We start from the raw sequence: 24,349 nt of genomic DNA on the forward strand, positions 1-24,349 counted from the left end.
TCTTTTTCTTCAAAAAAACGGCTTGCGCCCTTTCTTTCAGCCCCCCCTTTCATCGGGAAAGCGGGTGCAAAGATAGAAACTTTTCCTTTCCCTTCCAAAATATTTCAACAACTTTTTTCGAGAAAAATCGAATAAAAAAATCAAAATAGGTGTATCTATACTGTTATTCAGCGAAATAAAATCTTTCATTTTTTTCTCAAAAATCGAAAAAAGGAGGAGAAGTTCTATTTTTTTACCCTTTTCTACAAATGAAAAAGGAGAGAAAAGGTTGCCCGATGATGAAACTAATACCCCAAAATATTGTGTTTGACATTTGGGATGCATTTCATTTTATTGGGCAACCTTCCCCAAAATTGAATTATCGTTCTTTCTTTTCCTTTGTCTTGATGATTTGTTTTTCCAGTGCCTCTGCACATAAATCGACGGCTTCTTCAAAAGTGTCGGCAACTTTCTCGGCAAAAGCTTCTCCGTTTCTGAGATTCAGTTTCACGGATACTCCTTTGTTTTTAGCTGTTTCCGGCTTTACCACTCTCATAATTACGTCGGCATCGATAATGCCGTCGTGAAATTTTTCCAGCTTTTTGATTTTTTTCTCGACAAATGCTTTCAATTTGTCCGTAGCCTCGAAGTTGATAGATTGAATTGTCAGTTCCATACGTATTTCTCCTTCATTTTTTTGCTCTTGGATGAGCATTTTTATACACTTTTTTTAATTCGTCAAATGTCACGTGGGTATAAATTTCGGTGGAAGCAAGACTGGAGTGTCCCAACAATTCTTTTACGGCATTGATCTCTGCCCCGTTGTTAAGCATTTCGGTGGCAAAGGAATGACGCAGCACGTGCGGACTTTTTTTCGTCAGCGTAGCTATGCCGCTCAAATGGGTATTAATGACTTTATATACCATAACAGGATTCATGGGTTCTCCATTATTCTTAACAAACAAAAAGGTAGATTTGTTCTTTACATTGGCATCTCTTATTCGAATATATTCGTTCAGTTTTTCTATCGTCATATCCGACAAAGGTATAAGGCGCTGTTTATTTCTTTTGCCCGTAACCCGAAGTGTATGGTTGTAAAAATCGATATCGGAATCTTTCAACCCGATCAGTTCGGAACGACGTATTCCCGTCACGTAAAACAATTCCATGATAAAGCGGTCGCGATGTCCTTCAAAATCGTCGGGATACTCATTTTCATCATCCAGAATTCTTTCCATATCCTTATCGCTCACAAACACCGGCAATTTTTTTTCAACTTTTGGTCCGCCTACCCTCTCGGCAGGATTACGGGTAATGACACCTTGTTTTTTCAAATATTTGAAAAATGATTTTACGGCACTGAGTTTTCGGTTAACGGAGCGGGGTTTCATTCCCTCTTCCATCAATTGGGCTATCCATGTGCGAATCAGGTCGGAATCGATGTTCCCCGGATCAAATTCTCCACATTCCCCAACAATGAATGTTTCAAATTGATTAAGGTCATTCAAATAAGAAATCTCCGTATGAGAGGAATAGTTCTTCTCAAAACGGAGATATGCTATAAATTTTTCCTTCCACATTTCGTTTATCCCTTGATCGGGACTTCGAAATTAAGGAAATTTTCTCTAATTCAAAAAAAAAAATTACTCTTCTTCTTGCTGCAATTTTTGCACGTAGATGGCACGTTGCTTCTTCTGTCTTTTTTCAACCGAAGGTTTTACGTATGCCTGGCGTCTGCGAAGTTCTTTTGATACGCCTGTTTTTTCGTATTTGCGTTTGAATTTCTTCAATGCTTTTTCAATATTTTCGCCTTCTCTTACTTGTACGATAATCATATATAATTCGATTGTTTTTTATTTTTCTTTATTACAAAATGTGATTACTGATATATAAAAATGTGATTGCTGATATATAGGTTATTATACATGCACATCGATTGTCGGTGTACAAAACCAACCCATTTTGTTTTTTTACTATTTTCTTTCCCTTTTGTTTATTTCTTACGTATTTCAGTAACCTCCCTTCTGTTTGGAGCGACAAAATTACAAATAAAGATTGAAAAAACACTCTTTTGTAAAAACATTTTTAAGAAATGCAGAAAAATAGGACTGCCCATCTCTTTTTATTATTTTTGCAGTCACAAATCCGGCACTCGAAACGTGTGTTTGTTATTTCGAGGATTTTTTCACTATATAATATAGGTATAGCATGCGGAATAGGAAGATCAAGGAAAACGAATGGTTGCTCATCGCCATCGTCATCGGGTCATTTTTCAACAGCTTCATGTCTTCTTCGTTGAATATCGCCATGCCGGTAATCAACGCCGAGTACGGGGTAGGCGTTGCACAGGTGGCCTGGATATCGAAGTCGTTTCTGCTGGCGTCGGCCATCGGGTTGCTTCTTGCAGGGTGGATAGCCGACCGCTATGGCAGGCGCAACACATTTTTGGCCGGAAATGTCGTTTTTGGTTTTATCTCGCTTCTGATCACCGTTATTCCCGGTTTTTATCCTGCCGTTGTATTACGGTTTATTCAAGGGTTGGGAAGCGCGATGATCATGGCATCGGCACCGGCATTGATTGCCTCCGCTTTTGCGACTTCACGACGAGGATTTGTTCTCGGCATTCAAACCACCTTCACCTATATCGGACTCTCGTTGGCTCCGTTGCTGGGCGGATTGTTGACACAAATATTGGGATGGAAAAGCCTGTTTGTTTTCAATTTCATTTTCACAACCTTCGCCCTGGGTATCATGTTTTTCGGCGTCAAAAAAGAATGGAGAAGCGAAACGGAAAAACCCTTCGATCTCCACGGATATCTTCTTTTCGTGATTGCCATACTAGGCATTGTATTGGCATTGGATTGGATGAATCGGAATTCCCTGATCGGGATCGGCATCAGCGCCGTTGCCTGCTATGCGTTTGTTGTTTACGAAAGCCGGAAAGCCCATCCCTTTATTTCCGTTACCTTTTTGAAAAAAAACCGGTATTTCACCAACTCCATTTTGGCCGCTTTAATCAATTATGCCACCACCTTTGCCATTAGTTATGTGCTAAGCCTCTATTTGCAAAATATCCGCGGCATGACACCCGTCGCAGCCGGAATCGTTTTGAGTTTTCAACCGGTGATGATGGCATTGTTTTCTGCCTATGCCGGACATCTTTCCGACAAACACAATCCCGGCAAAATAGCCTCCTACGGTATGGGCACCATCAGCATTGCACTTTTTGCCATCGGTTTACTGGTCAACGAAACCCTGCCCCTTTATGTGTTGGCCATTCTGTTGGCCATATTGGGGCTTGGATTTGCCCTGTTTTCTTCGCCCAATACCAATGCCGTAATGAGTTCGGTAGATGCCGGTTCCTACGGATTCGCCTCTGCATTTCTTGCCTTTGGCAGGTTGTTCGGGCAATTTCTTTCCATGGCATTGGCATCGGCACTCATTTTGCTGATTAACAATTCACAAGCTACCCTGTTTGGTCAAGAAGGGCTGTTGCTCGCCACAAAAATTTCGTTCCTCATTTTTGGGCTTCTGAGCTGCTTCGGCGTTTACCTTTCCTATCAAAGGGTCATGTCTCAAGCCAAAAACAGGTGTTAAAAAAATAAACGAAATGTACGAATTTTTTTATTCCGATAGTACTTTTTTACTGCCTATTTCCGAAGAAGTCAAATGCACTTGCGTAAAAATGGTGAAAGGTGACCGAATACTCTGTAACACCCCTTAGCTTAAATTTTTAGTGAATATGTGCCTTTATGCTGTCGTCTATCACAATAGTATCGCCGGCATGCACCTTAAATTCCTGTACGGGTTGTTTTTTATCCTCTGTTTTCTTTTTGTTTTTGGAGAACAAACGAAATATCCAGCTATTGGCGATTGTTTCTGCAGCTTTGGTAATCTGAACAACACCTTCGTCAACTTTTGCGACAGTGCTATCAATCTTCAATCCCATTTGCTTATCATGCACCAATCGCGAAAGAATGCCATCCCCATGATTCAGCGCATAAGCAGTCTGATGCAATTCATATAAGGTTGAGTCTGCATTTTCTAACATAGCATCCAATTTTGTTGTCAGCATATTTTCATTGATCAACTTCCCCAAATCGCCCTTTCCACTGTCAATCTTACTTGTGAGTTGGGCGATATGATTCAATGATGAATTAACGCTACTCATGGCTGCGTTAAATTGAGCAGTTAACGAATCGTCGTTAAGAAGTTTTCCTATATCTCCCTCTCCGTTATCAATCTTTCCGGTTATGGAATGAAGATTAGTTATCGTTGAGTTCACTTCTTCAATCATACGTTGCGCTTGTGCAATTATACTTTGTATATCGATCCCCTCGACCGCCTTCAAGAAATCACCCTCTTCCACCTGTCCCGCTTCCTTATCTCCGGGTAATATAAGTACAATTTTCCCTCCCATCAATCCTTCCTGTCCTATTCGAACAGTAGCATTCTTGTAAATGTATTTTGTATAACGATCATTTACAGACATATTTACTGTCACCGAAGTATCCGAAACAATGCGGATATCTTTTACTGTCCCCACATTAATGCCGGCAAACCGTACATTGTTCCCAACAACCAACCCCCCTATATCTTTAAACGAAGCGTATAAGTTGGTATTGGAACTAAACAGATTTTCTTTACTGCCAATCAGATACACAGCCACCACAAACAAAATAATAGCTGCAGCTATAAAAATTCCCAATTTTAATGCCCTTTTTTGTTTTTTCATGTTTACGTTGTTTTTATGTTCATTTTCTACATAAAATAATCCCGTATTCCTTTTTCTGAACTGCGACTCAGTTCTTCATAGGTTCCCTCGGCAACGAAAACGCCATCCTGCATGATTTTTATGTTGTCTGTGGCAATCTTCACACATTTTGTATCGTGAGTAATGATAATGGAAGCCGTGTTGTATTCTTCCCTGATTTTAACAATCAATTCACTAATTTCGCCCGACGTCACTGCGTCAAGACCGGTTGTCGGTTCGTCATATAAAATAATTTCCGGACGAAGAATCAACGTACGAGCCAAAGCAATTCTCTTTTTCATTCCTCCCGAAAGCTCCGATGGCATTTTATCGATGGCATCCAGTAAACCAACACTTCTAAGCGAACTTTCAACCAATTTTTCCGCTTCGCGTTTTTTGTCGACAAATTGTGTACGTCTTATCGGAAATAGCAAATTTTCACGAACGCTCATCGAATCATACAAAGCACCTCCCTGAAAAAGATAACCCACCTTTTTCCGTATTTCATTCAGTTCTGCTTCATTGCATCTCAACACATTCGTTCCCAATACATTAATCTCTCCTGCGTCAGGTTCGATCAATCTCACAATACATTTGGTCAATACCGATTTTCCGATGCCTGATTTTCCCATAATTCCCAAATTCTCTCCCCGATGCAGCGTCAAATTTATGCCCCTTAGTACATGTTTGTCGAGAAATGATTTATACAAATCCTTTACTATGATTACCTTCTCTTGTTCCATGATCTACTACAAAATATTGATTATCAACACAAATATGAGATCAATCACAAACACGGTAAGTGACGAGGATACCACAGCCGAATTAGCCGCATAGCCAACGGATTCAGTTCCACTTCGGGCATTATAACCCTTATAACAGCCAATCAATCCGATAAAGAAACCGAAAAAGAATGTTTTTATGGTAGCCGGGATAAGATCCTTAAAACTCAACATGTCAAATGCACTATTGACGAAGAGGGTAATGCTCATATTTTCGAAAACGTTAATGGCTAGATACGCACCCAGAAAACTAAACGCATCGGCAAAAATCACCAAAATAGGAACGACGACAGTAGCAGCCAAAACACGTGTAGCCACGACAAAACCTAACGGTTTGGTCCCCGATACTTCCATCGCATCAATCTGTTCAGTTACACTCATCGCCGCAATTTCAGCCCCGATCCCCGAACTTATCTTTCCGGCACAAATAAGTCCTGCTATCACAGGTCCCAATTCTCTCACCATTGCTACGGCAATTACGCCGGGTAACAATGTTTGAGCGCCAAAATTCGATAATATCGGATTCATTTGCATCGTAAGTACCAATCCCATAATAAATCCGGTGACACTGATCAACGAAAAAGATTTGTTTCCGATCAGGTAACCTTGCTTTATCAATTCCTTATATTCGAATGGTGGTTGAAAAAATTGTTTGACTACTTTCCCTGTAAAAATGGCCAGTTCACCCAGATCAATAAATATCCCGTTGTAGAAGTTTCGTACTTCTTCGTCCACGTGAAATTTTCGAATCTTGAAATTTCTAACATGCACTTTCCTCATCGCAATAGTATTAAATTAGTTATCAAAGGTTGTTAGTACAATTACTTAAACGTGGGTTACGAGTTTTATCTTTATTAATGTTGTTAATTTCGATGATTTTCATTTCATTGATCCAACGCTTTCAGCAACTCGCGTTTCATGATGTCGGCACCCGGAAAACCGAGCGAGTAGAAACGCTGATTGCCTTCTCGGTCAAGAATAAGATAGGTGGGCACTCCTTCCGCTTTCTTCTGCTGCCGGATATATTCCCATTGCGCATCGTCCATCCGATAATGATTGCCTTTCAAGTCGGGAATCATGTTGCGCCAGGTGTTTTCGGGCGAAGTATATCCGGTCATGTAAACATATGCCAAATCCTTACCGGCCAGTTGGGCTTTCAACGGCTCCATTGCTTTGTTTGCCTGTCGGCACGGACCACACCACGTAGCCCAAAAATCCACCAGCACTACTTTACCTCGAAAAGGCTTCACCATTTCGTCAAACAGTTGTTCATTCGAAACTTGTGGCACTTCCAACACCGTATAGCCTGTTTTCTTCTTGTTTTCCTCTATTTTTGCCAGCAACTCCTCGTTCTCCTTCAGCAAGGTGGTTCGGATGATTTCGGGATAAGACTCCAGTTCCTGCTTCTGCTCATCGGTCAACGGATTGTAGTCCCTCAAAGCAAAACTGATTTGTTGCGAACGGATGAGATCAAACAAAAAAGCATCCTCGGTATTCAACACCTTTTTCAGGTATTCCACACCTACATTTCCCCGGTTGTATTCTTCCACAAGAGGTTGGTACTTTTTGTACAACGAATTGATCGAATCCGTTTTTTCGAACTTTACTCCCTTTTCATAAGCATCGATATACGCATGAATAAGCGCTTTTTCGTCGGTCGATACTTCTTCACATCCGGCCAAATAGCGCATAATTATCGTCGGATCGTTCGAATCCCCACGGGCATATCCCAAGCTTCGGATATAAAAGGATATATCGGAAACCAGCAGAACAGTGGGATCATCATAAGGCAACACCCGATAAAAGTCGTTATAATCGTCGGTTTGTGACGAATGCCTCATTTTTTGCGCAGCCTCGGCATAAGGAACCTTGTATTTTTGGGCATAGGAACTCAGGATGTAAGAATCGGCATTCATCAAAATATCGGTCAGCAAAAATGCCTGACGAATATTGAAAACCTGTTGGGCAAGCAGACTGATACCGGCCGATGCACTTGTTGCGAGCAATTGTTCGTAGCGCTCCATCAGGAAAGTTTTCAATTCATGGGCGTCCATATCGGCCGCCACGGCAAAAACATCCGCCGTAGAAAGATCCGTAAGTGCTTCGTGCTGCAAATCGGTATTGAGCTTTGCCAGATAACCAGCATAATACACCTCCTTGCCGTAAGGCTCTTCCGCTTTATGCAGACGAGAGTACTTGCGAGTGTATTCGGGAAGATTGACCAGCAGTTTCGATGTCTTTCCCGGAGCTGCCTTCACGGGAAACGAAGCCGATCCCAAGCGAAGATAAAGGTTGGTGGGACTGCATACCGCAATCGACGCACGAAACGAACCGTCGGCATCGACGTTCACCGGCACTTCGTCTTCTTCGCAAGTAATCGGATTGCCGTACACCAACTTAACATCGCCAAATTCGGGACGGTAACCCCACAACATGCCACTTACAACGGCCTCGCCTTTCACCAATTTCAGTTCAAGATCGTTTTCCGGCAGATAATCACGGGCATATTCATCGGGAATGTCGGACAATTTCAACCGTTTGTTCTTGAGATCCACTCCGTATATCTTAAAACAATTATCGCAATCGCTTTCTATAAAATCAAAGGCGGAAGTATTGACCGGCAACGGTTCAAAAACGAGTTTGAAGGAAGCTTCGCCCGATTGAGGCATCCAAAACAACGAATCGAGATCGATGCCCTGTCCGCTTCGAATCATGTACTTCTTGCCGTCGGCCAGCAGATAACTGTCGGAAGCAATTTTTATCCACCAACCCGGGCGGTAAAAAGCTGCTATATCCAACACGGTAGCCGTATCGGAAAGGGTTACTCTGCTAATCTCCACAGCCCGGTTATTGCTAAATACGGCCGGCGGAAGCTCAATCACTTTTTCATTTGCACTGGCTGCTACACCGAGCAGCGTCAACACGGCTACGATTAAAAATTTTGTTGTTTTCATCGCTACAATATATTAAATGTCCGAAATTTACAGCTATTTGCTCCAAATGTAACCATTTTATTTTTTGTATCCCATTTTTCAAGATAAATTATCAGATTTCGCTAAACACAAGCTTTTTATTAATCCGGATAAACACCCGTTTTGCCCTCCGCCCAAAACCAATGCAGACATCAGGTTGCACTTACCTTACAATTTTCCACAGATAATTGGAACGATTATATAAAAGAGCACACACCTTGGTAAACACCAATAATCGGCCTGTTTGACTCATAATACAAACGAATAGAGTTAAAAACAGGTCGATGAGACAAATGAACCAGAAAAAATAATAGCTTTGTAAACAAAATGCATTGCTTTTTGAGTGGTTTATTTCATCAGGTTTTACAGACATGAATCGCTCTATGCTTCCAATTACAGCGAAACGGATTTGGCCGGGTACGCCCAAAAAATTAAAAATTGGCTCGAGCAGGGAAACGAGGTATGGGGATTTTTCAATAACGATTTCGAGGGCTTTACCCTAAAAAATGCAGAACAATTAAGGGAGATCTGATTGAATCGAACTAATGAGTAAGGTATATTTTCGTTTTTATGAAGAGTTGAATGAGCATCTTCCTGAGGAGATGCGAAAGGTATGGTTTGAATATCCGCTGAAAGACAGGATGTCGGTGCAACAGGCAATCACTTCATTGGGGGTGCCGCCGGCTGAAGTTGATTTGATCCTGGTGAATCAACTCTCAAAGGGATTTGACTACATCCTGCAGGATGAAGACCGGATATCGGTATACCCCGTATTTGAGCTTTTCGATATTTCAGAAATAAGCCAATTACGGGAAAAACCGCTCCGTGAGATCAAGTTTATCTGCGATGTACATTTGGGCAAATTGAGCCGGTATATTCGCATGCTCGGATTTGATGCCTTGTATTCCGACCAATACACCAATGAGCAGATTATCCGGATCGCGGCTGAAGAAAAAAGAATTATCCTTTCCCGCAATTACCGGTTAATCAGAGATAAAAGAGTAACCCATTCCTATTGGATCAGGTCATCTGTTCCGTTGGAACAGATTCGGGATCTCGTGAATAAACTGGATTTGTCGAAGAGTATTGATCCGCTAACCCGTTGTATGGAATGTAACAACGTACTTATCCCGATAGATAAACAGCAAATCCTTCCCCGACTCAAACCTCGCACGGCAAACCATTTTAATGAGTTTTTCCACTGCGGTTCCTGTGATCGTATCTATTGGAAGGGATCACATTTCGATAATATGCTCAGCTTTATTCATCGGAACATTCTTCCCGATTAATACTCTTTTCCGAAAAGTCCCGGCGTAATATTTTTTCATGAACAAGGGTTAATACCTGTATTTGAAAATAACTTCATAATATTGCGCCGAAGAGTCATGCATATGCTTTACCATAACATGTATATTTCCCGGTGTGAAATGGCAGATCAATTTTGCGGATGTGCGTAATTCCGTACGTATTTTTTTGTAATTAATTGATATTTAAGGTTTATTGTGGAGTTGGAGGGATTCGAACCCTCGTCCAAACGAGGAAGCCATTTGCTTTCTACATGCTTAGCTTCACTTTGGTTGTCGGGAAAGAGAACGGCTGAAGCTACCAACCTCTTTCCTTAGCTTCTACTTTTTCAGATAAGCGCCGAAGCCTCGCCTATCCTATCTCCGATTTACCTGCACCACCCTATCGGAACGCTTCGGAGCCAGAGCTTCCGGGTGATGTCTTGTCCCGGCACCTTGTGCCGGGATTAAGCGACTAATCTACTATACTTCGATTACGCTGCAAGAGCATAATTGTTATTGCCAGTTAATGTTTCGACGTTTGAGATTAAAGTGCAAAAACGTCAACGCACTGCATGCTTGCAAACCTCTTCTGCTCGCTGTCAAAACCGGTCAACCCCATATTTCAATGATCTCTTTTTTCATGAACTATGACACAAAAATAATGATTTGGTTTAATTATTGCAAAAGATATGCCAAAAATTAACCTAAATACTTTTGTAATCGCCGAACAATAATACTCGGATGAATAGAATTTAAACACGCATAATCGCCACGCCGACAAGCTGTGTTTCCAAAAACAGAACATGGCCGACAATCTAAATCGATCTGAATTGCATTTTCAATAGACTGATTAAAACCATAAAAGCCCAAATACGGATGAGTAGCTCCCCAAATAGAAATCACCGGGACTCCGACTAAGGATGCCAAATGCATATTAGCCGAATCCATGGAAAGCATTACCCGAAGTTGAGACATAAGATATAACTCCTGAAGGAGATTAAGCTTTCCGGCAACAGAAACCACATGGGGATAGGTCTCCTGCCATTTTTTCATTATTTCGGCTTCCCTCTGACTGCCAAAAAGATAAATAACAACATCGGGAAAGGATGAAATTTTTTTTATTACTTCTTCCATTTTCTCCGGTGGATACATTTTCGCTTTATGTTTGGCAAAGGGAGCTATTCCGATATTTTTTTTTGTTTTATCAAAAAAAATATGCTCAGGTAATGAAACCTCAGGAGAACCATCTGAGAAATAATTAGAAAACGTCATTTCCGCAGGATATCCCATCGCATCAAAAACGTCTCTATATCGATTGATGGTATGTTTTAACGGTTGTAAAGGGGCTTTCTTTGAAATAATGGCTTTCTTTTCTTTCCTGCCTTTATCTATATGTGTTGTTTTTTTACCTAAAAGGGAAAAGTAAGCTCTCAAAAATTTACTTCGCAATACATCATGTACATCGGCAACTTTATCGATATTATATTTTCTGAGTAAATTTCCCAAACGGAACAAACCTTTGATGCCTTTATAATCTGCGAGATTAATACCAATCGGTTGAATATTAGGCAATCCAAGATCAAAAAGCGCAATAAAATTTTTATTTGTCAAAACGTAAAAAGTGTCGTCCGGATAGGCCTTTGCCACTGAATATAAAGGAGGAACAAGCAGCGCTACATCGCCAAAAGCGGAGAGACGGATTACCAAAACATTAGCCATTATTTTATTGGTTTACTGTATAGTACAGGATTAAGAGAAGGATCATTATACATTTTCATTTGCCTGTAAACCTTCATGTATTTTTTCCCTTCACCGATTTCCCGTAGCAACGTATCTATAGCTTGGGAGAGATCTTCGCGTTGATTCAGAAGAATATTTAATTTTTCACGGCAATTGATCACGTGCTGTTCATCAGCATCGGTACGATTAACCTCGTCACGCATATGATAAATTTTTACGGCAAGAATGGATAATCGATCAATTGCCCAAGCAGGGCTTTCCGTATTGATGGAAGCATAGGGAAGCGGTTTAACTTCTTTAAATAAATTAAGAAAATAATCATCGATTTTTTCAACCAAGTCAGTTCTTTCTTGATTCGATCGGTCAATACGACGCTTGATTTCCAATGCTTTGAAAGGATCAATATCAGGATCGCGAATAATATCTTCAAGATGCCACTGAACTACATCAATCCAATTCTTTTCATAAAGAAGGAAATCGATTGTCCCCGATTGAAACGGATTTTTCATAAATGCATCAACATGATTCAAGAGATGATAATCTTGCGTGGCACGGTCAAAAATAGCATTAGCATTTGCACTGAAATTTTCCATAATTTATTTTTTTATCCTAATAATGCAAAGATAATTAATCCGCGCTAATTTTGAAAAAACAAAGTCGATACTCAAATGCCATTTATTGCAAAAATGAGCCCGAAAAAGGTCCGTACCAAGACTGCACCTTCTCCGTACCAAGTCCGTACCAAGTCCGCTCCAAGTCCGCTCGACAATTTTGCGATTTCTACTGCGAAAACGCAGGTCGTTTTTACCTCGAAGTCGCGGAATCCGGTGTTGTTGTCCCCGCCTTGAAGCGAACAAGAAGCGAACAAGAAGCAAACAAGAAGCGGACATTCTACCTTTATGATGCGTCCATTACAGCTTGAGGTGCCTCAATTTTCTGTTTCAAAAATAAAACGAAGACCATAAAAAACATTCTGCCATGCCCGAGAAACGATTTCGGGCACAACATTCGACAATAAAATTACGACGATGTTTAACCCATTCCGGCAACGCACTTATCGGATGAATAAATGAATAAATGAAATACCATTTCGCAGGTCGGGCTATATTTTTCTCCGAATTTCGCTATTATTTTAAAATTCGGGTTCCTATTCACATGAAAAAGTGTACTTTTGTAAGCTGAAAAATAAAATAGGATTTATTCGAAAAAATAATCAGCAACATATTATTTGTCATGAATAAAATCGTAGGAAAGGAATATTTATCCGATAAGGTTGTAAAATTCGAGATCGAAGCCCCGTTAATTGCCAAAAGCCGTAAAGCGGGTCATTTTGTGATTGTTCGCATCGGGAAAAAAGGAGAACGTGTACCGTATACCATTGCATCGGCCGATCCGCAAAAAGGAACAATCACGTTGGTTGTGCAGAACGTAGGTAAATCTTCGGGAAAATTTTGCGAACTTAACGTCGGCGATTATATAACCGATTTGGTTGGTCCACTCGGCAAAGCCACACATATCGAGAATTTCGGTACCGTAGTTTGTGCCGGTGGCGGCGTGGGAATTGCCCCCATGTTGCCCATTATAGAAGCAATGAAAAAAGCCGGCAATAAAGTAATTGCCGTTTTGGCAGCCCGCACCAAAGAACTCGTTATTCTTGAAAACGAAGTACGTCAATTTGCCGATGAAGTCATCATTATGACCGACGATGGTTCATACGGCAAAAAAGGATTGATTACCAATGGTGTTGAAGAGGTTATCCAACGCGAAAAAGTGGATTTGTGCGTTACCATCGGGCCTGCCATTATGATGAAATTCGTTTCGGAACTCACCAAAAAATACAACATCCAGACCATCGCATCCCTCAATACCATCATGGTGGACGGTACAGGTATGTGTGGAGCATGCCGGGTGACTGTGGGAGGAAAAACCAAATTCGTCTGCGTTGACGGACCCGAATTCGACGCGCACCAAGTCGATTTCGATGAGATGCTCATGCGACTGAAAGCTTATAACTAACTTCAATTGCCGCAATCGATCATCGATCATAATCGAATATTCATAGCTTAGCCAACAATAAAACAAAAGGAAATGCCTTCAAAAGAATATTTGCAAGCTGAACGCAATCAGCCGTGGCGCGAAGCGTTACGTAAAACGATGAAAAATAAAGAACGTACGGATCTGCCCCGGGTAAAAATGCCCGAACAGCCACCGGAAGTCCGCATCCATAATTTCCGGGAGGTTAATCTCGGACTTACGCCGGAACAAGCTCTTGCCGAATCGCATCGCTGTTTGGATTGCGTGGATCCCACCTGCATTACGGGATGCCCTGTTGAAATCAACATCCCGAAATTTATTAAAAACATCGAGCGAGGCGAAATACTTGAAGCCGCCAAAACGCTGAAAGAAACCAATGCCCTTCCTGCCGTGTGCGGACGTGTATGTCCTCAGGAACGTCAATGCGAAAGCCAATGTTTTTATGTCCAAAAACTTAAAAAACAAGCCGTAGCCATCGGATATCTCGAACGCTTTGCCGCAGACTACGAAAGGGAAAGCGGCCACATCTCTATTCCCGAAACTGCTCCCGCAAACGGCATTAAAATTGCCGTTGCAGGCTCAGGTCCTGCCGGGTTGGCTTTTGCCGGCGATATGGCCAAAATGGGATACGATGTTACGGTTTTCGAAGCGCTGCACGAATTGGGTGGCGTTCTACGCTATGGCATTCCCGAATTTCGCCTTCCCAACACCATTGTGGAGGTGGAAATAGAAGGGCTCAAAAAAATGGGGGTGAAATTTGTAACCAACTGCATCGTAGGAAAAACCATTTCTCAAGAAGATCTGAAAGAAATGGGATATCGTGGACTTTTTATCGGCAGTGGGGCCGGATTGCCCAATTTTATGCATATTCCGGGAGAAAATCTTATCGGCGTAATGTCGTGCAACGAATACCTCACGCGGGTAAATTTAATGCAGGCAGCCGATCCTGAAAGCGATACCCCCATTCATCGAGGCAAAAAAGTAGCCGTAATCGGCGGCGGCAATACCGCAATGGATGCCGTTCGCACAGCACGCCGTCTGGGTGCCGAAAAAGCAATGATTGTGTATCGACGTTCAGAAGAAGAGATGCCGGCACGAATCGAAGAGGTGAAACACGCAAAAGAAGAAGGCGTCGAATTTTTTACCCTGCATAATCCCTTACGATACGAAGGCGATGAAAATGGGCACGTGCAACGCATGTTGTTGCAACGCATGAAACTCGGTGAACCCGATGCATCCGGCCGTCGCCGACCCATCCCCATTGAAGGCGACACCCTATGGGTAGATGTCGACGAGGTCATTGTAAGCGTAGGCGTTTCTCCCAACCCCTTGATTCCGTCGTCTTTCGCCGGTTTGGAAGTCACCCCTCATGGAACAATTGTAGTGGATGGCGAAACCATGCAAACCAGTGTAGAATATATATTTGCCGGAGGCGACATCGTGCGTGGCGGAGCTACCGTTATCCTTGCCATGGGTGACGGACGCAAAGCCGCAAAAGGAATGGATGCATGGTTGAAAAAGACGTTATAAATCAATTAGAACAATGAAAATCTTAGCAGATGCCCATATACCCTACCTGAAAGGCGCCATCGAGCACTTCGGCGAAGTTGAATACCTGCCCGGCAATCAGTTCACCAAAGAAACCGTAAAAGACAAAGATGTGTTGATTGTGCGGACAGTAACCCGTTTTGACGAAGAAATACTGGCAGGTTCGTCCGTAAAGCTCATTTGTTCGGCCACGATAGGTTACGACCATATCGATACCCATTATTGCGATACTCACGGCATTGCATGGCGTACCGCACCGGGTTGTAATGCCGGCTCGGTTGAACAATACGTAACGGCATCCCTGCTACTTCTGGCAGAGAAGAAAGGATTCGATCTGAAAGAGAAGACCATCGGTATTGTTGGTGTGGGAAATGTGGGAAGTAAAGTGGAAGCTGCCTGCAAAAAACTCGGCATGAAGGTGCTGCTAAACGATCCGCCAAGAGAAGAGCGAGAGGGCAACGCAGACAACATGTTTGTCGATCTGGAAACCATTAAACATGAGGCAGACATCATCACCCTGCACACACCCCTTACCAAAACAGGAAAATACAAAACGTGGCACCTGGCCGACGAACGTTTTTTCAACGAATTAAACAAAAAACCGGTGCTGATCAATTCCTGTCGTGGTAGCGTAACCGATACGCGGGCATGGAAAAAAGCCATTGAAGAGGGCCTCGTGTCAGGATCGGTAATCGATTGTTGGGAAAACGAGCCCGACATCGACACCGAACTGCTGGAAATGGTCGACATCGCCACGCCGCACGTTGCCGGATATTCTGCCGACGGCAAATGGACTGCAACTAAAATGACCCTCCAAAACCTATGCGATTTCTTTCATCTCGACATCGATCCCGTACAACTCATGCCACCTATCCCTGCTCCTGACGATCCCGTCATAGATCTAAAAAATATTGACCCGCATCGACAAACAACCCATGCCGTTCTGCATACCTATAATCCGTTGAAGGAAACCGAAGCATTGAAAAAATCGCCCGAAAAATTCTACTATTTTCGTTCCCATTATCCTCTTCGACGTGAATACAAAGCCTATACGGTGATAAATGCCGATCCGGTACCGGCAAACGTGTTGCAACAATTGGGATTTCATGTGGAATTTCTAAAAAATGACTAAATGTGCAGGAGATATCAACTCCGCAGTTTTCTTATTCGAATAAAAATCGATAGTTTTGCAGAAAGAATCAGGAAACGATAAAAATAAAATAATCAACTTATAAAATTTTTTCCTATGAATAAAAAATTGTTCAATGTATCTTTAGCATTAGCAACAGCAATCGTGCTGTTTGCTACCTCATGCAGCAGCCTTAAGCCGCTATCGCAATCCAATTTTAAAGTAACCCCTTCTCCACTTGAAACCGTGGGAACCGAAGTGCCTGTTTCCGTTAACGGAACATTCCCCGAAAAATGGTTTCACCCAAACGCAACGGTAACCATTACACCTGTAATTAAATACGCGGGCAACAAGGAGTTGAAAGCGATACCCTACACCTATCAGGGCGAAAAAGTAGCAGGAAACGGGATAACGATTCCTAAAAACAAAGGGGGGAATTTCATCATGAATTTTAAATTCCCGTATCAGGAAGGAATGGAAGTTTCCGAACTTTTCATGCGTTTTAACGCACAAATAAAAAACAAAAAGGCAAATCTTCCCGATATAAAAGTTGCCGACGGTGTTGTTGCCACTTCAATGCTGGCCGACGCTTTAACCACCGATCCTTCGCTGGCCGACGATAATTTCCAAAAAATCATTAAGGACAAACAGGATGCAGCCATCTTGTTCCTTATTCAAAATGCCGCATTGCGTCAAAGCGAATTAAGTAAAGAAGGGTTGCTTGCTTGGAAAAAACGCGTGGAAGAAGCTTTTAATGATCCTAAACAGCAAATTGCTATTGAAGTAGCTGCATATGCTTCACCTGACGGTCCATTGGCTCTTAACGAAACACTGGCCGAACAACGACAAAAAAATACAACGGAATACCTGCAGAAGGAATTAAAAAAGAAGAATATTGCTACCGATATCAATACCCATTTTACAGCCGAAGACTGGGAAGGTTTCCGTCAATTGGTAGAAGCATCAGACCTGCAAGACAAAGAACTTATTCTCAGGGTATTATCTATGTATTCTGATCCGGAAGAGCGCGAACAACAAATAAAAAACATATCTTATATATATAAAGAATTGGCAGAAACCGTTCTTCCTCAATTGCGCCGTGCTCGTTTGATCGCCAACATCGACATTATCGGAAAAACCGACGATGAAATCATGTCATTCTGGAGAAACGATCCTAAACAGCTGAATGTAAACGAATTGCTTTATGCTTCTACTCTCACGGACAATGACGCTGAAAAAGAACGTATTTTCCAATATATAACGGTAAATTATCCACAAGATTTCAGAGGTTGGAACAACCTGGGCGTTCTTTTCTACAAACGGGGAGATCTAAACAAAGCCACCCAATCGTTTAATCGTGCCGCACAAATATCGCCAAATGCACCGGAAGTGAATATGAATCTGGCTTTGATTGCCATGATCAACAACGATCTCGACAAAGCCGAAGAGTTGCTTGGCAAAGCTGGTGGTGCCAAAGGCTTGAATGGTGCTCTCGGATTGCTTTATCTGAAAAAAGGAGAATACAATAAAGCTGTCGAAGCTTTTGGCGATCTGAAATCGAATAATGCCGCATTGGCACAATTGCTGGTAAAAGATTACAACAAGGCATCACAAACACTGGCGGCTATTCCTAACCCCGATGCAACCACAGCATACCTGGCCGCCATCGTTGCTGCAAGAACAAACAACATCAACGATGTCATAACCAATCTTCAAACAGCCATATTGCGCGACAAATCCATGGCAAAAAAAGCAGCAAACGATTTGGAATTTGCCAAATACCGATCAAATAACGATTTTGTTTCGTTAGTACGATAACGTCAATCGTCTAATCTTTATAAAAGTGGAATGCATAACGGAAAACCAGGATGCATTCCACTTTTTCGTTTGCTGAAAAAGTTTTCTCCCTATTTTGGCAAAATATTTTAAAAACAAGTACCTTTGCACCATTTATTATGAGAACTTATTAATAAAACCGTATTCATCCGATGAAAATAGCCAACTCGTTGAAAACAAAAATATCGGCAGGTTTCCTGTTGCTGATTTTCATGCTGGCCATAGCAGGAATAATGTTAGTTATGGAGTTTGAAAAAGTGGAAACTTCGGCCGAAACCATCATTAATAACAATTGTACATCCATTGAACAGGCCCAGAACATGCTTAATGCAATGGACCAGGAAAACAAAGGTTTATTATTGTTACTGGAAGGTAATCGTGAAGAAGGGATAAAAATAATCATGACCGCAGATTCAATAATGAACCACGCCATAAAAATTGCCACTCAGCATGTTTCAGAAGTCGATGAGGAAAAATACATCGAAAAAATAAAGGATGAATACGGTAAATACTATACTTTCCTTCTATCCTTTATTGAAAAAGACAGCATCACGACGCCTACGGAAAGCAATCATTTTTTCTCTACCTACCAACAACTGAATTTTGCAACAAAAGATGCGATCAACACCTTGTTGCAACTCAACGAGAAAGGCGTCAAAAAACAAACCCTATCGATGAGAGATAATGCCAAACGGGCCATTATGCCCGCCATTGTGTCGCTCATCACGGCAGCGATTTTCGCCCTGCTACTCAATTTTTTCATTTCGGAATACCTGATCAATCCTATACGCAACATTACCGATGCTGTGTCTTCATTCTATCCGGAACAATACAATCTGAAAGTTACCGCATACACTAAAGACGAGATAAAAAACCTTGAAAATGAAATCAATAATCTAATTCATCGTTTTCTTCACATCAAAAACATGATGAACGACAAAAATGAAAAAAATTAATGATTAACCTATGTTGCGAACAAAAGCCATATTAAAATATTTAGGATTTATTTTGCTTTTCAATGCGCTGTTTTTGTGTATCTCGGCATCCATTTCGCTTTTCCTGCACGAAGATTCGTTCATTCCGCTTCTTTATGGAGCATTGGTGTGTGCAGTATTGGGAATATTTCCTCAGTTATTTGTCGAAAGAATAGACGATATCAGTTTTCATGAAGGAATGGCCATCAGCGTGCTGGGTTGGATACTCACCTGTCTGACAGGAATGATTCCTTATTTCATGTGGGGAGGGGAGTTCACGTTGGCCAACGCATTGTTCGAAAGTGTTTCGGGATTTACCACGACGGGAGCATCCATCTTAAACAATGTCGAAATATTGCCTAAAGGATTGCTGTTTTGGAGGGCAGCTACCCATTTTATTGGTGGAATTGGCATTATTCTTTTTGTGTTGGCCATCCTTCCCGAAAAAAAGGGAATCCGATCCAGCATTTATCATACTGAAGTTTCCGGTTTATCCATGCTGAACTTTCGGATGAAGGCAAAAGAAATTGCCAATATCCTCGTTGTTATATATTTAAGCCTTATTGCCATCGAAATTATTTTGCTGAAAATCTTCGGCATGAACTGGTTCGATGCGCTTTGCCATTCGTTTGCCACTGTTGCCACAGGAGGATTTTCAACCAAAAACCTGAGCATAGCTTATTACAACAATGTAGGAATCGAAATCATCATCATGTTTTTTATGTTGATAAGCAGCATACATTTTGGGTTGATTTACAATACCGTTCGCGGACGAAAATTGAATATTTTCACTTCAAGTGTTGTTCGTTCTTATGTTATGATAATATTTATAGGAATTATCCTTGTCGCCGCCCAACTTACTTTTGAAAAAGTTTATAGTTTTGGAGAATCGTTGCGATATGCTGCTTTTCAGGTGATTTCATTAGGAACAACCACAGGTTTTGCCATTGTTGATACCCCTACTTGGCCTATTTTTGCTATCCTGATCCAAATGTATTTTACCATTCAATGCGGAATGGTGGGATCTACATCAGGAGGATTGAAATTCGACCGAATTTATCTATTCTTCAAATCGCTGATCAAACAAATCCGACTCGCCAAACACCCTCAAGGAATATATGCCATAAAAGTGGATGGAACACTCATCGACAACGATATGGAATTGCAGACCGCCGTTTTTATCCTGTTGTACATTATCACTTTTTTTGTAACTACTTTAATGCTGACTGCAATGAATATAGATGGAATAACAGCTTTCTCTGCAGCTATAACAACGCTTGGAAACGCAGGGCCGGGATTTGGAAGAGTCAGTTCGTTGGGAAATTACAGCGGTTTGCCCGATGCCGCAAAATACATCCTTTCAGGCAACATGCTGCTCGGTCGTCTCGAAATTATGAATGTCATCGTTTTTCTGACCATGTTGTCGCGAAAACATTGATAAACAGAAAACAACGGTTCTATCGTTTTTTCTGTTTAGTTTTCCGAAAATAAAGTCGTACCTTTGCAAGCGTTTTAACAAATCAAAAAGAGTAACGTTTTATGAATTTTGTGGAAGAACTTCGTTGGAGAGGCATGATTCAGAATATCATCCCCGGAACGGAAGAATACTTGTTAAAAGAAAAAACGGCCGGATATGTGGGCATTGATCCTACTGCCGATTCCCTTCACATCGGCCATCTTGTAGGCATTATGATGCTGAAACACTTTCAAAGAGCCGGTCACACGCCAATAGCCCTGATAGGAGGCGCTACCGGAATGATCGGTGATCCCTCGATGAAATCGGCCGAACGAAAATTGTTGGATGAAGAAACCCTTCGGCATAATCAGTCTGCAATTAAAGAGCAGCTGTCGAAATTCCTCGATTTTGACAGTAATATCCCCAATAAAGCCGTGATGGTGAACAACTACGATTGGATGAAGGATTATACTTTTCTGAATTTTATCCGCGACATCGGCAAACATATTACCGTTAATTACATGATGGCAAAAGATTCGGTAAAGAAAAGGCTCAGCGCCGATTCAACAGAGGGAATGTCTTTTACCGAATTTTCATACCAATTGATTCAAGGATACGATTTCCTGCATTTATTCAGGGAGATGGGCTGCCGTTTGCAAATGGGAGGTTCAGACCAATGGGGCAACATAACTACAGGAGCCGAACTTATCCGCCGAATCGACGGCGAAGAAGTGTTTGCCATTACCTGTCCTCTTATAACCAAAGCCGATGGCGGCAAATTCGGAAAAACGGAAAGCGGAAATGTGTGGCTCGACCGTCGCTACACCTCACCCTACAAATTTTACCAATTCTGGCTCAATGTGAGTGATGACGATGCTGCCAAATATATCAAAATATTTACCACTCTCTCGCGAGAAGAGATCGATTCACTGATTTCCGAACAACAAAAAGCACCCCATCTTCGCCCTTTACAAAAAAGACTGGCCGAAGAGATTACCGTCATGGTGCACTCGCGCAGCGATTACGAAATGGCTGTCAATGCTTCTCAAATATTATTCGGAAAAGCAACTTCAGATACCTTGCGTTCCATCGACGAAGAAACATTCCTTCAGGTATTTGATGGCGTTCCCCAATTTAATATCTCAAAAGAAGCGCTTTCCCGTGGTATAAAAGCTGTCGATTTATTGACAGAAAACGCTGCCGTTTTCCCTTCCAAAAGCGAAATGCGCAAAACTACACAATCGGGAGGAGTAACCATTAATAAAGAACGATTGGAAAATTCCGATACAGTGATCGATTCTTCTTATCTCATCGGCAACAAATACATTATTGCTCAACGTGGCAAGAAGAATTATTTTCTATTAATAGCCGAATAAAGGAGCAACTCCCGGAGTGCCTTCTTCGGGTAACACACTCGCCGTTTGGTTCGGAAGATCCGATTTAAATAACCCATACGGCGAGCTTTTTAAAAAAATTATCCTTATCTTTGCCTCCGAAATGTGGGTGTTGTTCCTTTCACAAAGGCTACGAAAGGAACAATGAAAAGGGAATCAGGTGAAAATCCTGAACAGACCCGCTGCTGTGAGCTCCGCTTATGTGCTGAACACATACCTTATGCCACTGTCCGCCGCGCGGACGGGAAGGCGTTCAGACACGGGAGCAAGTCAGAAGACCTGCCGACATTTCGCAACAGTTAATGGCTTTCGGGGAATAAAGCTTGAAAACGACACGACAATTCTCTTCGTTTTTCGATTTTTGCGTGCCTTCTTTTCGTTTAAGCTTTACCGAAATTTAAAAGGATTCGGTAGAAGATGAATGTATTCAAAAAACAACAGTGGTTCATCGTTATATGCGTTGCGGCAATAACGTCGTGCATGCGGCTGTCGGCCCAAACGGGCGAAGATACGTTGCTGCATTTGCCCGAAGTAGTAATTACCGAAAACTACCACAACCGGGCGATTCGTTCTGCGCTGCCTACGCAAATCATGACGGAAAAAGCAATACAAAACCTGAATGCACTGCAGATTTCCGATGTGGTGAAACATTTCTCGGGCGTTACCGTAAAAGATTACGGCGGCATCGGGGGACTGAAAACGGTTTCGGTGAGGGGGCTGGGCGCAACGCACACGGCCGTGGGCTACAACGGCGTCCTGCTTTCGGATGTGCAGACGGGGCAAATCGATATCGGCCGTTTTTCGACGGACAATGTGAACTCGATCACGCTGAATCAGGCGCAAAGCGATCAAATTTTTCAACCGGCACGGTTTTTTTCCGCTGCCTCGGTGCTCCATATCCATAGTCGTATCCCTTCTTTCGAACAAGGCGAAAAGACTCACGGCAAAGGTTCGCTGAAAACCGGTTCTTTCGGATTGGTTAACCCGACGGTTTACCTCGAACAGAAAATCAGCGACCGTATGGCTGCCTCGTTGAGCGGCGAGTGGCTCTCGGCCGACGGAAGATACCCCTATGTATTGCATTACGGACCATCGAAAAATGACAGCTCGTCGCTGGAGAAACGACAAAATACCGATGTGCAGAATCTTCGGCTGGAAGGGGCATTGTTCGGAAAAATTTCACCGACTTCGCGTGCCGACGCGCGAATATACTACTACCGTTCTGAACGCGGTTTGCCGGGTGCGGTCATTTTCTATAATACCGACAATGCATCGAAACAGCGCCTTTGGGATGAAACGTTTTTTGCGCAGGTACATTACCGGAACGATTTTACGGATAAATGGGCACTTCAGGCCAACGCCAAATACAATTACGGGTATCAGCATTACCTCGATCCCACCTACCTCAATTCCGCCGGCAAACTCGAGAACACGTACCGACAACATGAGGGTTACGGCTCTGTGGCGCTGCTCTACAGCCCCTACCCTGCCCTGCAGTTATCGACAGCTGCCGATCTCACATCGGCCACACTCGATGCCAATCTTTATAATTTTGTTTATCCACGACGGATCACCCTGCAATCGGTAATGGCGGCCAAATTTACAGCCGAAAAATTTACGGCTACTGCCAACGTGCTTTACACGCAAACCGATGAAAAGGTAAAAAACGGCAACCCGGCCGAAAACCACCACAAAGTGTCGCCCTGCCTTGCCGTATCGACTCAACCGTTCGACGATATTGACCTCCATTTCAGGGCTTTCTATAAAAACATTTTCCGGCTTCCCACTTTCAACGATTTGTATTATTCGCTCGTGGGTAAGCGCGACCTCAAACCCGAAGATGCCCAACAGTTTAACATGGGACTCACCTACGGTATTTCCGGCAGCGACCATCTGCCCTTCCTCTCGTTTGCGGCAGACATATATCGCAACACGATAAAAAACAAAATTGTTGCCGTTCCCGTAAAAAACATGTTCGAATGGAGCATGGTCAATTACGGGAAAGTGCGTATCGACGGTATCGACCTTTCGATGGAAAGCATCTTCAACCTGCCACACGAAATAAGCTTGTCGGCCGGAGGCACATTTTCTTATCAAAAAGCATTGAATATGACCGATCCCCAATCATCGACATACAAAAATCAGATTCCCTATACTCCCCGCACGTCGGGTGCAGCCCATGCCACCGTGGAAATGCCGTGGTTCAAAGTGTCATATACCCTGTTGTGGTCGGGCATACGGTATGCACTGGCAGAAAATATTCCCCAAAATCGGTTGCCGGGCTATACCGATCACAGCTTCTCGCTTTCCAAAGTCGTCAACACCAAGCGCCACACCTGGCATATCTCGGTGGAGGCATTGAACGTAGGCGACAAAAATTACGAGATTGTGCGCAACTTCCACATGCCCGGCCGTTCCTTCAGAGGAACCGTTTCGATCGATTTTTAATTCACCATTTAAATAATA

Annotated in this window: 20 protein-coding genes, 1 other RNA gene and 1 riboswitch; of the genes, 11 read left to right on the forward strand and 10 right to left on the reverse strand. The window is 42.4% G+C overall.

What is annotated here, in order from left to right:
- Positions 1-358 precede the first annotated feature (358 nt).
- The 3 genes from hpf to rpsU all read right to left on the reverse strand — a co-directional run bounded on the left by hpf (position 359) and on the right by rpsU (position 1,814).
- Positions 359-655, reverse strand: a complete 297-nt coding sequence (hpf, locus tag OLM34_RS00005; RefSeq protein ID WP_264404559.1) for a ribosome hibernation-promoting factor, HPF/YfiA family — start codon at positions 653-655, stop codon at positions 359-361.
- Between the two features lie 13 nt (positions 656-668).
- Complete coding sequence (gene xerA / locus OLM34_RS00010; protein WP_264404320.1) at positions 669-1,559, reverse strand: site-specific tyrosine recombinase/integron integrase; 891 nt, start codon at positions 1,557-1,559, stop codon at positions 669-671.
- Between the two features lie 63 nt (positions 1,560-1,622).
- The gene (gene rpsU, locus OLM34_RS00015) at positions 1,623-1,814 is read right to left on the reverse strand and encodes a 30S ribosomal protein S21 (protein WP_264404322.1); all 192 of its coding nucleotides are present in this window, start codon (positions 1,812-1,814) and stop codon (positions 1,623-1,625) included.
- A gap of 373 nt (positions 1,815-2,187) precedes the next feature.
- On the opposite strand from rpsU, the gene OLM34_RS00020 reads away from it, so the two are divergent.
- Entirely contained in the window at positions 2,188-3,576 is a 1,389-nt protein-coding gene (locus OLM34_RS00020; protein WP_264404324.1) for an MFS transporter, read from the forward strand.
- 136 nt (positions 3,577-3,712) lie between these two features.
- Here OLM34_RS00020 and OLM34_RS00025 read toward each other — a convergent pair whose 3' ends face one another.
- The 4 genes from OLM34_RS00025 to OLM34_RS00040 all read right to left on the reverse strand — a co-directional run bounded on the left by OLM34_RS00025 (position 3,713) and on the right by OLM34_RS00040 (position 8,468).
- Positions 3,713-4,714: an MlaD family protein gene (locus OLM34_RS00025; RefSeq protein WP_264404325.1), complete on the reverse strand. Its 1,002-nt coding sequence runs from the start codon at positions 4,712-4,714 to the stop codon at positions 3,713-3,715.
- Between the two features lie 26 nt (positions 4,715-4,740).
- Complete coding sequence (locus OLM34_RS00030) at positions 4,741-5,475, reverse strand: ABC transporter ATP-binding protein (RefSeq protein WP_264404326.1); 735 nt, start codon at positions 5,473-5,475, stop codon at positions 4,741-4,743.
- A 6-nt stretch (positions 5,476-5,481) separates the two neighbouring features.
- Positions 5,482-6,294, reverse strand: coding sequence for an MlaE family ABC transporter permease (locus OLM34_RS00035; protein WP_264404328.1), 813 nt, complete (start codon positions 6,292-6,294; stop codon positions 5,482-5,484).
- Positions 6,295-6,398: 104 nt separating this feature from the next.
- Complete coding sequence (locus OLM34_RS00040; protein ID WP_264404330.1) at positions 6,399-8,468, reverse strand: TlpA family protein disulfide reductase; 2,070 nt, start codon at positions 8,466-8,468, stop codon at positions 6,399-6,401.
- Between the two features lie 361 nt (positions 8,469-8,829).
- On the opposite strand from OLM34_RS00040, the gene OLM34_RS11445 reads away from it, so the two are divergent.
- Entirely contained in the window at positions 8,830-9,018 is a 189-nt protein-coding gene (locus tag OLM34_RS11445) for a DUF72 domain-containing protein (RefSeq protein WP_413777168.1), read from the forward strand.
- Positions 9,019-9,031: 13 nt separating this feature from the next.
- Positions 9,032-9,775 carry a Mut7-C ubiquitin/RNAse domain-containing protein gene (locus tag OLM34_RS00045; RefSeq protein ID WP_264404332.1) on the forward strand — a complete coding sequence of 248 codons (744 nt, stop codon included), beginning with the start codon at positions 9,032-9,034 and terminating at the stop codon, positions 9,773-9,775.
- A gap of 211 nt (positions 9,776-9,986) precedes the next feature.
- Here the strand turns inward: OLM34_RS00045 and ssrA are convergent.
- From ssrA to OLM34_RS00060, 3 genes are all read right to left on the reverse strand, one after another.
- Positions 9,987-10,389, reverse strand: a transfer-messenger RNA (tmRNA) gene (gene ssrA, locus OLM34_RS00050).
- Positions 10,390-10,471: 82 nt separating this feature from the next.
- Entirely contained in the window at positions 10,472-11,491 is a 1,020-nt protein-coding gene (locus tag OLM34_RS00055) for a glycosyltransferase family 9 protein (protein ID WP_264404333.1), read from the reverse strand.
- Complete coding sequence (locus tag OLM34_RS00060) at positions 11,491-12,105, reverse strand: DUF4254 domain-containing protein (RefSeq protein WP_264404335.1); 615 nt, start codon at positions 12,103-12,105, stop codon at positions 11,491-11,493. The genes OLM34_RS00055 and OLM34_RS00060 overlap by 1 nt, the downstream gene beginning before the upstream one ends.
- Positions 12,106-12,745: 640 nt before the next feature.
- Between OLM34_RS00060 and OLM34_RS00065 the strand changes: the two genes are divergently transcribed.
- The 8 genes from OLM34_RS00065 (at position 12,746) to OLM34_RS00100 (ending at position 24,331) form a co-directional block, all read left to right on the forward strand.
- Positions 12,746-13,528: a sulfide/dihydroorotate dehydrogenase-like FAD/NAD-binding protein gene (locus OLM34_RS00065; RefSeq protein WP_264404338.1), complete on the forward strand. Its 783-nt coding sequence runs from the start codon at positions 12,746-12,748 to the stop codon at positions 13,526-13,528.
- A gap of 72 nt (positions 13,529-13,600) precedes the next feature.
- Complete coding sequence (gene gltA / locus OLM34_RS00070) at positions 13,601-15,076, forward strand: NADPH-dependent glutamate synthase (RefSeq protein WP_264404339.1); 1,476 nt, start codon at positions 13,601-13,603, stop codon at positions 15,074-15,076.
- A gap of 13 nt (positions 15,077-15,089) precedes the next feature.
- The gene (gene pdxB, locus OLM34_RS00075; RefSeq protein ID WP_264404341.1) at positions 15,090-16,226 is read left to right on the forward strand and encodes a 4-phosphoerythronate dehydrogenase PdxB; all 1,137 of its coding nucleotides are present in this window, start codon (positions 15,090-15,092) and stop codon (positions 16,224-16,226) included.
- A 114-nt stretch (positions 16,227-16,340) separates the two neighbouring features.
- The gene (locus tag OLM34_RS00080) at positions 16,341-18,041 is read left to right on the forward strand and encodes a tetratricopeptide repeat protein (protein ID WP_264404342.1); all 1,701 of its coding nucleotides are present in this window, start codon (positions 16,341-16,343) and stop codon (positions 18,039-18,041) included.
- A gap of 170 nt (positions 18,042-18,211) precedes the next feature.
- Complete coding sequence (locus tag OLM34_RS00085) at positions 18,212-19,015, forward strand: MCP four helix bundle domain-containing protein (RefSeq protein ID WP_264404344.1); 804 nt, start codon at positions 18,212-18,214, stop codon at positions 19,013-19,015.
- A 10-nt stretch (positions 19,016-19,025) separates the two neighbouring features.
- Positions 19,026-20,471, forward strand: a complete 1,446-nt coding sequence (locus tag OLM34_RS00090; protein ID WP_264404345.1) for a TrkH family potassium uptake protein — start codon at positions 19,026-19,028, stop codon at positions 20,469-20,471.
- Positions 20,472-20,572: 101 nt separating this feature from the next.
- Positions 20,573-21,865, forward strand: a complete 1,293-nt coding sequence (tyrS, locus tag OLM34_RS00095; RefSeq protein WP_264404347.1) for a tyrosine--tRNA ligase — start codon at positions 20,573-20,575, stop codon at positions 21,863-21,865.
- A gap of 108 nt (positions 21,866-21,973) precedes the next feature.
- A riboswitch (cobalamin riboswitch) is annotated at positions 21,974-22,184 on the forward strand.
- A gap of 116 nt (positions 22,185-22,300) precedes the next feature.
- A complete protein-coding gene (locus tag OLM34_RS00100) occupies positions 22,301-24,331 on the forward strand; it encodes a TonB-dependent receptor (protein ID WP_264404349.1) in 2,031 nt (676 codons plus the stop codon).
- The last annotated feature ends 18 nt before the right edge of the window (positions 24,332-24,349 follow it).

It is taken from the genome of Anaerorudis cellulosivorans (assembly GCF_025943985.1).
GTDB lineage: Bacteria > Bacteroidota > Bacteroidia > Bacteroidales > Dysgonomonadaceae > Anaerorudis > Anaerorudis cellulosivorans.

Coding starts and splice junctions, on each gene's coding strand:
- hpf (WP_264404559.1), bottom strand. CDS start 655: ATGGAACTGACAATTCAATCTATCAACTTCGAGGCTACGGACAAATTG.
- xerA (WP_264404320.1), bottom strand. CDS start 1,559: ATGTGGAAGGAAAAATTTATAGCATATCTCCGTTTTGAGAAGAACTAT.
- rpsU (WP_264404322.1), bottom strand. CDS start 1,814: ATGATTATCGTACAAGTAAGAGAAGGCGAAAATATTGAAAAAGCATTG.
- OLM34_RS00020 (WP_264404324.1), top strand. CDS start 2,188: ATGCGGAATAGGAAGATCAAGGAAAACGAATGGTTGCTCATCGCCATC.
- OLM34_RS00025 (WP_264404325.1), bottom strand. CDS start 4,714: ATGAAAAAACAAAAAAGGGCATTAAAATTGGGAATTTTTATAGCTGCA.
- OLM34_RS00030 (WP_264404326.1), bottom strand. CDS start 5,475: ATGGAACAAGAGAAGGTAATCATAGTAAAGGATTTGTATAAATCATTT.
- OLM34_RS00035 (WP_264404328.1), bottom strand. CDS start 6,294: ATGAGGAAAGTGCATGTTAGAAATTTCAAGATTCGAAAATTTCACGTG.
- OLM34_RS00040 (WP_264404330.1), bottom strand. CDS start 8,468: ATGAAAACAACAAAATTTTTAATCGTAGCCGTGTTGACGCTGCTCGGT.
- OLM34_RS00045 (WP_264404332.1), top strand. CDS start 9,032: ATGAGTAAGGTATATTTTCGTTTTTATGAAGAGTTGAATGAGCATCTT.
- OLM34_RS00055 (WP_264404333.1), bottom strand. CDS start 11,491: ATGGCTAATGTTTTGGTAATCCGTCTCTCCGCTTTTGGCGATGTAGCG.
- OLM34_RS00060 (WP_264404335.1), bottom strand. CDS start 12,105: ATGGAAAATTTCAGTGCAAATGCTAATGCTATTTTTGACCGTGCCACG.
- OLM34_RS00065 (WP_264404338.1), top strand. CDS start 12,746: ATGAATAAAATCGTAGGAAAGGAATATTTATCCGATAAGGTTGTAAAA.
- gltA (WP_264404339.1), top strand. CDS start 13,601: ATGCCTTCAAAAGAATATTTGCAAGCTGAACGCAATCAGCCGTGGCGC.
- pdxB (WP_264404341.1), top strand. CDS start 15,090: ATGAAAATCTTAGCAGATGCCCATATACCCTACCTGAAAGGCGCCATC.
- OLM34_RS00080 (WP_264404342.1), top strand. CDS start 16,341: ATGAATAAAAAATTGTTCAATGTATCTTTAGCATTAGCAACAGCAATC.
- OLM34_RS00085 (WP_264404344.1), top strand. CDS start 18,212: ATGAAAATAGCCAACTCGTTGAAAACAAAAATATCGGCAGGTTTCCTG.
- OLM34_RS00090 (WP_264404345.1), top strand. CDS start 19,026: ATGTTGCGAACAAAAGCCATATTAAAATATTTAGGATTTATTTTGCTT.
- tyrS (WP_264404347.1), top strand. CDS start 20,573: ATGAATTTTGTGGAAGAACTTCGTTGGAGAGGCATGATTCAGAATATC.
- OLM34_RS00100 (WP_264404349.1), top strand. CDS start 22,301: ATGAATGTATTCAAAAAACAACAGTGGTTCATCGTTATATGCGTTGCG.